General features: G+C 25.8%; 8 protein-coding genes. All 8 read right to left on the bottom strand.

Translation table 11 applies throughout. The features are described from left to right. Positions 1-210: 210 nt before the first annotated feature. Genes cas2 through cas6 form a run of 8 tightly spaced genes read right to left on the bottom strand, consistent with a single transcriptional unit; the run spans position 211 to position 8,599 of the window. A complete protein-coding gene (gene cas2, locus BR82_RS0114840) occupies positions 211-498 on the bottom strand; it encodes a CRISPR-associated endonuclease Cas2 (protein ID WP_027090790.1) in 288 nt (95 codons plus the stop codon). Then, positions 498-1,496 carry a type I-B CRISPR-associated endonuclease Cas1b gene (gene cas1b, locus BR82_RS0114835; protein ID WP_027090789.1) on the bottom strand — a complete coding sequence of 333 codons (999 nt, stop codon included), beginning with the start codon at positions 1,494-1,496 and terminating at the stop codon, positions 498-500. Before cas1b ends, cas2 begins: the two co-directional genes overlap by 1 nt. Positions 1,497-1,507: 11 nt before the next feature. After that, entirely contained in the window at positions 1,508-2,002 is a 495-nt protein-coding gene (gene cas4, locus BR82_RS0114830; protein ID WP_027090788.1) for a CRISPR-associated protein Cas4, read from the bottom strand. 11 nt (positions 2,003-2,013) lie between these two features. Continuing rightward, positions 2,014-4,506 carry a CRISPR-associated helicase/endonuclease Cas3 gene (locus BR82_RS0114825; RefSeq protein ID WP_027090787.1) on the bottom strand — a complete coding sequence of 831 codons (2,493 nt, stop codon included), beginning with the start codon at positions 4,504-4,506 and terminating at the stop codon, positions 2,014-2,016. Positions 4,507-4,543: 37 nt separating this feature from the next. Beyond that, positions 4,544-5,245 carry a type I-B CRISPR-associated protein Cas5b gene (gene cas5b, locus BR82_RS0114820; RefSeq protein WP_027090786.1) on the bottom strand — a complete coding sequence of 234 codons (702 nt, stop codon included), beginning with the start codon at positions 5,243-5,245 and terminating at the stop codon, positions 4,544-4,546. Between the two features lie 3 nt (positions 5,246-5,248). After that, positions 5,249-6,184 (bottom strand): type I CRISPR-associated protein Cas7, encoded by a 936-nt coding sequence (locus BR82_RS0114815; protein WP_027090785.1) that lies wholly within the window; start codon positions 6,182-6,184, stop codon positions 5,249-5,251. Then, positions 6,177-7,892 carry a hypothetical protein gene (locus BR82_RS0114810; RefSeq protein WP_034865345.1) on the bottom strand — a complete coding sequence of 572 codons (1,716 nt, stop codon included), beginning with the start codon at positions 7,890-7,892 and terminating at the stop codon, positions 6,177-6,179. The genes BR82_RS0114815 and BR82_RS0114810 overlap by 8 nt, the downstream gene beginning before the upstream one ends. Positions 7,893-7,906: 14 nt before the next feature. Further along, the gene (gene cas6 / locus BR82_RS0114805) at positions 7,907-8,599 is read right to left on the bottom strand and encodes a CRISPR-associated endoribonuclease Cas6 (RefSeq protein WP_027090783.1); all 693 of its coding nucleotides are present in this window, start codon (positions 8,597-8,599) and stop codon (positions 7,907-7,909) included. Between the last annotated feature and the right edge of the window lie 190 nt (positions 8,600-8,789).

The raw sequence follows: 8,789 nt of genomic DNA, 5'->3' as shown, positions 1-8,789 counted from the left end.
AGGAATTTCAATACATCTAATGTTGATATTAAACCCCTAGTAAATTAGTCACTTTTCATTTTTTATTATACCTCAAAACCTATATATATCAACAAGTTTCTATTTTTTTACCAGCTAAATTTAATTTTTTACTATTTTTAGTTGTAATCTCTTGAACCCTTACTCTAACAAGAGGTTTAGACATTTCATTAAAAATTTTACCTGGTAAAATTATATAATTAAACTATTTGTATTCTCGTCTTTTTGACATCCTAATATCTCTTCATCAAAAGAACTTTCACTTTGTAATTTAATTATACTGACACAATCTTCATCCTTATTTATAGCCTTTTGTAATTCTTTCTTTAACAAAATTAACTTTGCTGGTGTGATAGGGCCTTTAAAAATAGAATACTGATAATGGGGAAGATACTTTTTACAAATCTTAAATATTTTATTAACTCTTTTTTCACCAATATCATAACAAACAATTACATAATTATGATTTCTTATTTTCATTAGTATTTATCCTTTATTGAAAATGGTATAAAAGGGGTACCTTCAAAAATTGTTTTAATTAATTTATATCCATCATATTTTATTGCTGTTTTATATGATATTTTTCTTTTTAATTTTGTATGTTGGAATTTAGTATCTATCCTATTTTCAAAAGCTTCAATAAATATTTGTCTACCTTCTTCATTCAATAAACAATAGTTAGTTTTTTTATCAAAATGTTTTTCAACTTTTAATTTTTTAGTATTTACTAATTCAAAAATAGTTTTAAAAACTATTATTGGTTTAAATACTTCGCTTAGATCTAATGATAAAGAAAATCTTTGTTCTGTTGGTTCATGCAAAAATGAAATACTTTGATTCAAATGAGTTTGATATATCGCTGAAATTGTTTTTGTATATAATAATGTGTTCCCAAAAGAAATCAAAGCATTGATTGGATTATCTGGTGGTCTTTTAACTCTCTTATTCATTATAAAATCTTCAGGTAATATATATTTAAAAGTGCTATAAAATCTTTGCCACAACTCACCTTCAACCGCCATTATCTCTTTAATATTATTAGCATCTTGTAAACGTCTAGAAACTTCTTTTCGAATCCAGTCGATAGTTTCTTTAACTTCTTTTTTGCCATGTTTATAATAATGATACAAAGTTTCATCAATATTGATTGCTATTCCATGAACGATTGCTCTAGCAATTTCTTTTCTATGATTACTAAATGCTTCAACTTGTTTAATCAATAATTTGCCACTAGTATATTTATCTTTAGGATAAAAAGTTCCACTATAACCTTGATAATAATTAAAAAAATGAATAATTATATTTTTTGATGAAATAAAATCCAACAATTTAGTATTCAATGATATTTCATTTAAACAATATATCTCTTTTACATTTTCTACTGGTAAATATATATTTTTATTACCTTTTCTAAAACAAAGTGAATCATCTTTTCGCTTTAAATCACCCATACTAGTTATATATTTTGTACTTCCCATAACCTCACCTCCTATATATAACAATAAGCATAATATGCACATTTTTTACATTTACTCTCATTTAAAACTGGTGGTATTTGATTACTTTCCAATAGTTCTTCAACTTCTATAATTACTTTATCTAATTCCTGTTCTTCTACAGCACTTAATTCTACTTCAATAAAAGATTTATTTTGTTTGTTTTTTTCAATTACTTCTATCCGGCCTTTTCTGATTATTCCTTTTGATTTTAATATTTTAAGATAATACAAAAGCTGCCATTTAGCTGCTATCAAATCAGCATCAGATTTTTTAGTTTCAATTAAGTATTTGGCCGTTAATTTATCTAATCTAATATTATCTATTGCTATTTCTGAGTTTTTGTTATCACTATATTTTTGTTCGTGCAAAGCTTTTCCAATTTTTACATCTTCACTTTCATCTTCTAAATTAAGACGATTACCATGTAAATAACATTGTCTTTTACAATGAAAATAATAATTTATCAATGTCCCATTTATTTGCATAATCACACCACCTATATAAACAATTCATTTTCAGTATCAAATAATCCTGTATTTAATTTTCCATCTAAAATATAATTATCACCATCTTCAATATAAAAAATCTCACCAATCTGTTCTTTATAATCAAATTGACATTTACTGTCAATTTGATACATAAAATAATTCATTTTACTTTTCACAACTGATAACTGATAAATCTTTTTTGAATAATCCATATCATTATCTTGTAATAACTCCACATACTGAGTCCATATCAAATTACCATCATATTCATTACCATCAACATCTTTTATCTTACGTCCCAAAAAAATCGTCACGCGATCTCTTGTATCCAAGATCAGTTCCATCCGCTTACTTACTTCTTTATAATTTAAGCAGGCAACAGCCTCCCTAAAAAAATTTTCAACATTATCATCATTATATTCTCTAGCCTTATGTACTAAAGCTGTAAGTAATTTTTGATAATATTGACTAAAATTCTTATTTAATAATACAGCTTTCATTTCATCATTTAATAACGTTAAATTTTTACTAACTCTTTCATCTTTTTTATAAATATTTGCAGCTTTATTTAAATTAAAGAAATACACTACCCCATCTTTTAAACAAGAACGATTTATTCTTCCCATAAACTGTTCTTCACTATCTAGTTTTGAAATATCTTTATAACCAATATCCATATCAATATCAACGCCTGCTTCAACTACTTGTGTTGCTACTAAAATAAGATGATTACAAGTATTAACCTTATCTATTATTATTTCTCTTTCCAAAATACTGTCAAAACCGCTAATAAATAAAACTTCACAATCAAGATTTTCATTTTTAAGACGCCGATAAAATTTCTCAGCACTTCTTCTTACAATAAACTCTAACATAATTTTTTTCTTTAGTTTATTCATTTTTAAGACATGTTCAAACAATTTTTCTTCAATATTTTCTACTTCCAATAAACCATAATCAATCTTTACCCGATCTTTAAAAACAGGATTTAAAAAATATTTTTTACAGTCTTTAATTAATGATACTGAATTATTATCATCATTTGTAAGCATCTCTAAATTAGGTAAAGTAGCTGACATAATAATTATTTTCATATTTAAAACTTTTGCATATTCTTTTAAAAAGATGATTATTTCATTCCAGCGTTCAATCCGGTAATTTTGAATCTCATCTAAAACAATTACTGAATTAGCTAGTTGATAAAAACCAAATGCTGATTCACGATTATTACCAAACAATGTATCAAATAAGCTAACATGTGTAGTTAAAATAATTGGATAATTCAAAAACTGCCTGTCTAATAGCGCCTTTTGATATTTATTAAGGTTATTTTCATCGATTTTAATTGGTGTTGTTGAATTAACAACTGCAAGATTATTTAAAATCCTGCTATGATCAAATATTTTATTAAATGAAGCAATATTTTGTTCTACTAACGTATTAAAAGGATAAACATAGACGATTTTATTTAAATCATTATTTTTTTCAATCAAACGTAAACTTAAATTTATTGCGGTATTACTTTTACCACTACCTGTTGGTGCTTCGAGATAAAAAATATTTTTATCGCAGTTTTCTATTAATGTTTTTTCGGCTTCTAAAAATATCTCCGTTCTTAATTCATTGATACTATTTTCGAAAGTCTGTTTCTTTCTAATCTTAGTTATTAGCTCGGTATTATTATATTGTTGAATCAGTTCTTTAAAATCAAAATCATTCATTACATTAATATCTTTTTGATCATTATAAAATTCACTAGTTGCATAGTAATCGCATGTAACTAAAATAGAATATAAAAATCTAACATAAGCATAGAAATCAATTTGTTTATTGATTTCATATTTTTGTAATTTTTTAAAAAAACTATTTCTACCCTTTTTTTTCAAGGAAACAAAATTAAAATCGACATTAAACTGCTTTACAAATTCATCACTATTTACCCAATCTATGATTCTTTCTTCTAATTTATCATCACTATCAAATTTATCAATAAAACAAGTTCTAAAATCATCGATCTTACTATGATGCCTAGAAATCACAAAAGCATTTATATAAGTAATTCTTTTCAATATTTTATAATCATTTTTATCAAATAAATTTATTTTATTTAAAAAATATCCCAAATAAATATATGCTGATAATATCGAGTGTTTAGAATCTAAGTTTTGTGGCGGTGTCATATAATTCATAGCAGAATTATTCATCTTATCATTTTGAAAAATAGGATTTATTTTACCGGTATCATGGAAAACGATCGTATTAATAAAAAGTTCATTAAACATTTCTTTTCCTTCATCAGATAAATCACTAACTAAATTATTTTTAAAAAATACCATTATTTTATCTAATCTTTTTAATTCAAAAATTTCTTTTAAATATTTAATACACAATTGAATATGTTCAACGATCGTTTCATGCTGATCATCTTTAATATGTCCATAACAATTATTAATATTTTTCATTAATCGTTCTAGTGACACCATATATTTATCAATATTCATAACTTCCTCCTTCAATAAAACCCGCAATAAAGCGGGTCTAATAAAATATTATATTTTTACTATCAAAAGTATATACAGTCCCTTCATCCATCAATAGATCCGTATGAATAAAAGTCATGTATTCATATAATCCTGTTTTTTCATTTAAACCAATTGGTAAACTCTCCTGATACTTATAAAAATCGATATCAATATCCTCAGCTTCTTCAAAACTTCCTTTAGGAAATAAACAATCAATTCTTTCTTCATCAATATTTCTTTCATCCAATTCAATAATATGAACATCATCAATCATTGCAGGATGATCATTTTTTCCTAAATAAGGAATATAGATACACTTATGATCAATTAATGAATCAGCAATTTTTTTAGCTTCCTCATTATCTAAAAGGACAATAATATCCCATTGAGGATATTCTAACCACTGTTCCTTAACAATCAGATTTCCACCCTGCTCTTTTGAAGCATATCCCACAGAATTATTAAAATACTGAATCTTTTTAGAAAAATAACCTTTTTTATTTTGCGGTATAATAGATACTTTTACATCCTTTAGTTTTCGATAAAACTCTGGTAGTTCTTTAGTATTATCATAACCCTGATACCCTAAAATAGCGCCAAACATTCCTAGTAATGCTACTTTATGAATATTACCAAATGTAAAATAATAATAGGTATTGACTTCAGGTCGCTTAAAAAAAGCTGTTTTACCACTTAAAGTAAATTTAAGTGCCTGCATAAATTACACCTCTTTTTTAGTGATGATATGATATATCTTGGCATTTTTTAAATTAGATTCTAAAACTGTTGTTTCGGGATTATAATATATTTCAATACTTAAAATATCATCAAGTTCATTTAACATATTACATTCAATTTTAATTTTGTTAAGATCATTTTTTTCAAAACTAATATATTCACTTAAATTTGGTAAATATGTATCTGACTTAGTTTCGACAAATAAAGCAAATTCATTTTCGCACCCCTCTTTAGCATTAGAAGAAAATGAAGTAGCTGCTACTAAAGCTGTCCGTTTAAAATTTTGATAATCTGCTTCGGTATATCCATCAGTTACCTTTAATGATACTAATTCTTTATAAGCATTAGGATTGATTGAAAAAGGATAAAAATAATGTGCTTCATTACTTACGATCTTCGTTCCTAATGTCGAATTTTTAGCTTCCTCATCTTTTTCTTTATCTTTAGTAGCATCTCTAAATGGTGATAAAATTTGCTGTTCTTCAGCAACACTGCCATCATATTTATTAATTCCCTGACCAAACTGAACAGCACCAGTAATTGAAATATTATTCTTAGCTTCTGCAAAAGTAGCTCCAAAGTTTTTAACATCTACCGCACTCATTAAATTAGTGAAAACTTCTTTAGCATCTTTACATTTTGATAAATCTTCAACATCAAATAACTTTTCATAACGTTCTTTTAATGAATTAGGTACCAATGTTACACTACCATCTTTTTGTGGTGAAAATTTCATTGATTTCATGTATAACACTTTTTTACCTTCACTATCCCACATCTTTTTCATTGGATATTTTAAGGCTTTATCACTACCAAAAATCGTTCCATCTGATAAACTCTTAGGATAGCCAGAAAAATCTGCATTCCAATTAGCCATTATTGAGGCAATTCCAATAACTCCATATACTCTTTTATCCATTTTCTTTTTCCCCTTTTTCATAAATTAAATTTTCACCAAGATAACCTGCCATTAACATACTTTGATCAATTTTCTTGACATCCATGTATTCCATGACCATCGCAAACAAATAATTAAAGCGCGTTTTACCTACAAATAAATCATAATTATACCGACGATAAAATTGTTCCAACTTGATTTTTAAAACTTTGTCATTTTTAATAACGATAAATTGATTAATAATATCCTGGGTTTTATTTTTTGCTTTGCTTTTTGATTGTAAGTAAGCAATAGCTTGACCAACAGCAAAACTATATTCCAAATCATCTTCAATTTTCATTTGATGTTTGGCATTTATCTTCGTTCGTAAAACATCTCGTATATTTTCCATACCATTCTCCTTTTGATTAAAATACTTATTTAACGCAAAATATAAATTCATTTGTTTCTTCGCACTGTTTAGATAACCCATTTTGATTGAATATTTAATTATATCCAAGGCAGCTTTTAACAAAACATTTCCAATATTTTCAACTTTTCCTGCATATACCCAAGCATGAACTGCTTCCCTACAAACCAAAAGATTCTTTTTATAAATACTATCAACGCCTTTGAGGTCATCAGGAGCTGTAAAATAATTATTTTTCAAATATTTAGAAAACAAAATCTCATTAATAAGATTTTCAACATCTGTTCTTTTGTCATATTCTTTATAACATTCATCAGCTAAAGAACCAATAATATTTTTATAATTAAATAAAGGATTTAAAAAAACTTTATAATCCGTAACAACATCCAGATAATGAATTTCTAATTCTTTACCTTTTTTTGTTTTAACAACGATTCCATCAAAACCTTTTTCTATATTTTTAATATTATTTAAACAATAGATCCTTTTATCATCATCTTCATCACTACTAAAATAAATATTTGTTTTACCATCATTTGCCTGATTCATCAAAAAATCAAAAAACTTTTTTTCAAGTAAAGCTTCTTTTAAAGATAACATGTAAGGAATCTTATTCATTCTCGTCTTATTTTCCAAAAATGGTTTTTTAGAATTTAACTGCATATTATAATTCGGCAAACCATAAACATCACTATCATCATAAATATTATAATCATTACAATTAAATATTTTCGTTAAAGTATAACGATTTCCCTCATTAACATATAACTGATCATCATCTTCAAAAAAGACCTTTAAATAATCTTTTTCACTATAATCAACGTTATCTAAATTATATATATTTTCAACTAACCATTGCTTATTTCTTTGTAACTTCTCTTGATCAATTTCACCAATATCATCAGCTACAAAATTATACATTTGCAAATCTTTACCTTTATATTTCTCCTGAGGATTCTCTAAAGACTTAAAATATCTTTCAATCGCTTCATTATTCATCTTGCCATTATTAAAACTTTCCTTTTTAACAAAAAACGACAAATAATTATTAGAATGGATCGTTTTCCCTGGATCCTGAGGTTTATTCATGCTTACTAATTGACTTTGATAATCATAAAAACATAATTTTCGATATGTTTCATCATCGGGCTTTTCAATCAAACAACGATCCTTTTTTGAATACTTGATTTTTTCAACCTGATAACTGCCATCACTATGTACCAACACATAATCACCATTCGTTAAAACCATTGTCTCCAAAATTAAATTTGGATTATTTTTAAGTTCCTGACTAAAAATTTCTAGACACTCTTCCAGCATCGCATTACCTCCTTTCAATAAAATGAATAATTAACAAAACCAAAACCCCGCGCATTCATTTCCAAAAGTCCCGCGCCGATGGCTAACATTGCTAATTTTTGAGCATTTTCATTTTCAGTAATTTCTAATTCAATCATGTCTCCTAGTAATTTAATTCCCTTATACATGCGTGAAACCGGAACTTTATTTTTAAAATTGATTTGATAATATAACTGAAAATCTTCATCCATCTTATCTCCAGTAATACCATTATATTTTTTTATTAAATTAATTTTTAAACGCTTTTCAAATTCTTCTACTTTAATACTATTTTTCCAATAACCATGCTCAGTTTTTAATATTATAGGTGTTAACGTGTATAATTTTTTAATCATTTTAGGCTTTATGATCTTGATTTCACCTGTTAATCCCTGGATTTCTTTAGTACGATTTTTTATCAGTGTCTTATATAAATATTCTGCCAATTTATAATCAACAGTTCTAATTCTAAATACATAAGAATCATCTTTTTGATACACGCCATTTTTCGCTAGAGGATAAAGACTATCAAAAGTATAAAACTTATACATATTCGTTTCATGAATATTTAAAAATTCATTTTCTTTTACCAAAACACTATCTATAAAATACGCAAGATAACTTTGTATTTCTTCAATTTTGATATCTTTTAATAAATATATTTTTATCTTTAATTCATACACATTCATTTCTATGCTCCCTAATCTGTTTTTCATATGAAGTTATTATAACTCATTCTAAAGCCATAAGCAAAAGCGCTTACATTAATAACGGTAAAAATTAACTATTAATTTTTTTATTCAAAATATTTTTTATTATTTTACCTATCCAATCCCATAAAAATCGTTTTTGAGGAATTTCTAAAAAATTTATATTTAT

Origin of the sequence: Thomasclavelia saccharogumia DSM 17460, assembly GCF_000686665.1 — a bacterium.
Lineage (GTDB): Bacteria > Bacillota_I > Bacilli_A > Erysipelotrichales > Coprobacillaceae > Thomasclavelia > Thomasclavelia saccharogumia.
The sequence above is the reverse complement of the archived record's forward strand: the minus strand, read 5'-3'. Positions and strand labels throughout refer to the sequence as shown.

Excerpts from the sequence above, each read along its gene's own strand:
- cas6 (WP_027090783.1), bottom strand. The coding sequence starts at position 8,599 with ATGAATGTGTATGAATTAAAGATAAAAATATATTTATTAAAAGATATC.
- BR82_RS0114815 (WP_027090785.1), bottom strand. The coding sequence starts at position 6,184 with ATGGATAAAAGAGTATATGGAGTTATTGGAATTGCCTCAATAATGGCT.
- cas5b (WP_027090786.1), bottom strand. The coding sequence starts at position 5,245 with ATGCAGGCACTTAAATTTACTTTAAGTGGTAAAACAGCTTTTTTTAAG.
- cas2 (WP_027090790.1), bottom strand. The coding sequence starts at position 498 with ATGAAAATAAGAAATCATAATTATGTAATTGTTTGTTATGATATTGGT.
- cas4 (WP_027090788.1), bottom strand. The coding sequence starts at position 2,002 with ATGCAAATAAATGGGACATTGATAAATTATTATTTTCATTGTAAAAGA.
- cas1b (WP_027090789.1), bottom strand. The coding sequence starts at position 1,496 with ATGGGAAGTACAAAATATATAACTAGTATGGGTGATTTAAAGCGAAAA.
- BR82_RS0114810 (WP_034865345.1), bottom strand. The coding sequence starts at position 7,892 with ATGCTGGAAGAGTGTCTAGAAATTTTTAGTCAGGAACTTAAAAATAAT.
- BR82_RS0114825 (WP_027090787.1), bottom strand. The coding sequence starts at position 4,506 with ATGAATATTGATAAATATATGGTGTCACTAGAACGATTAATGAAAAAT.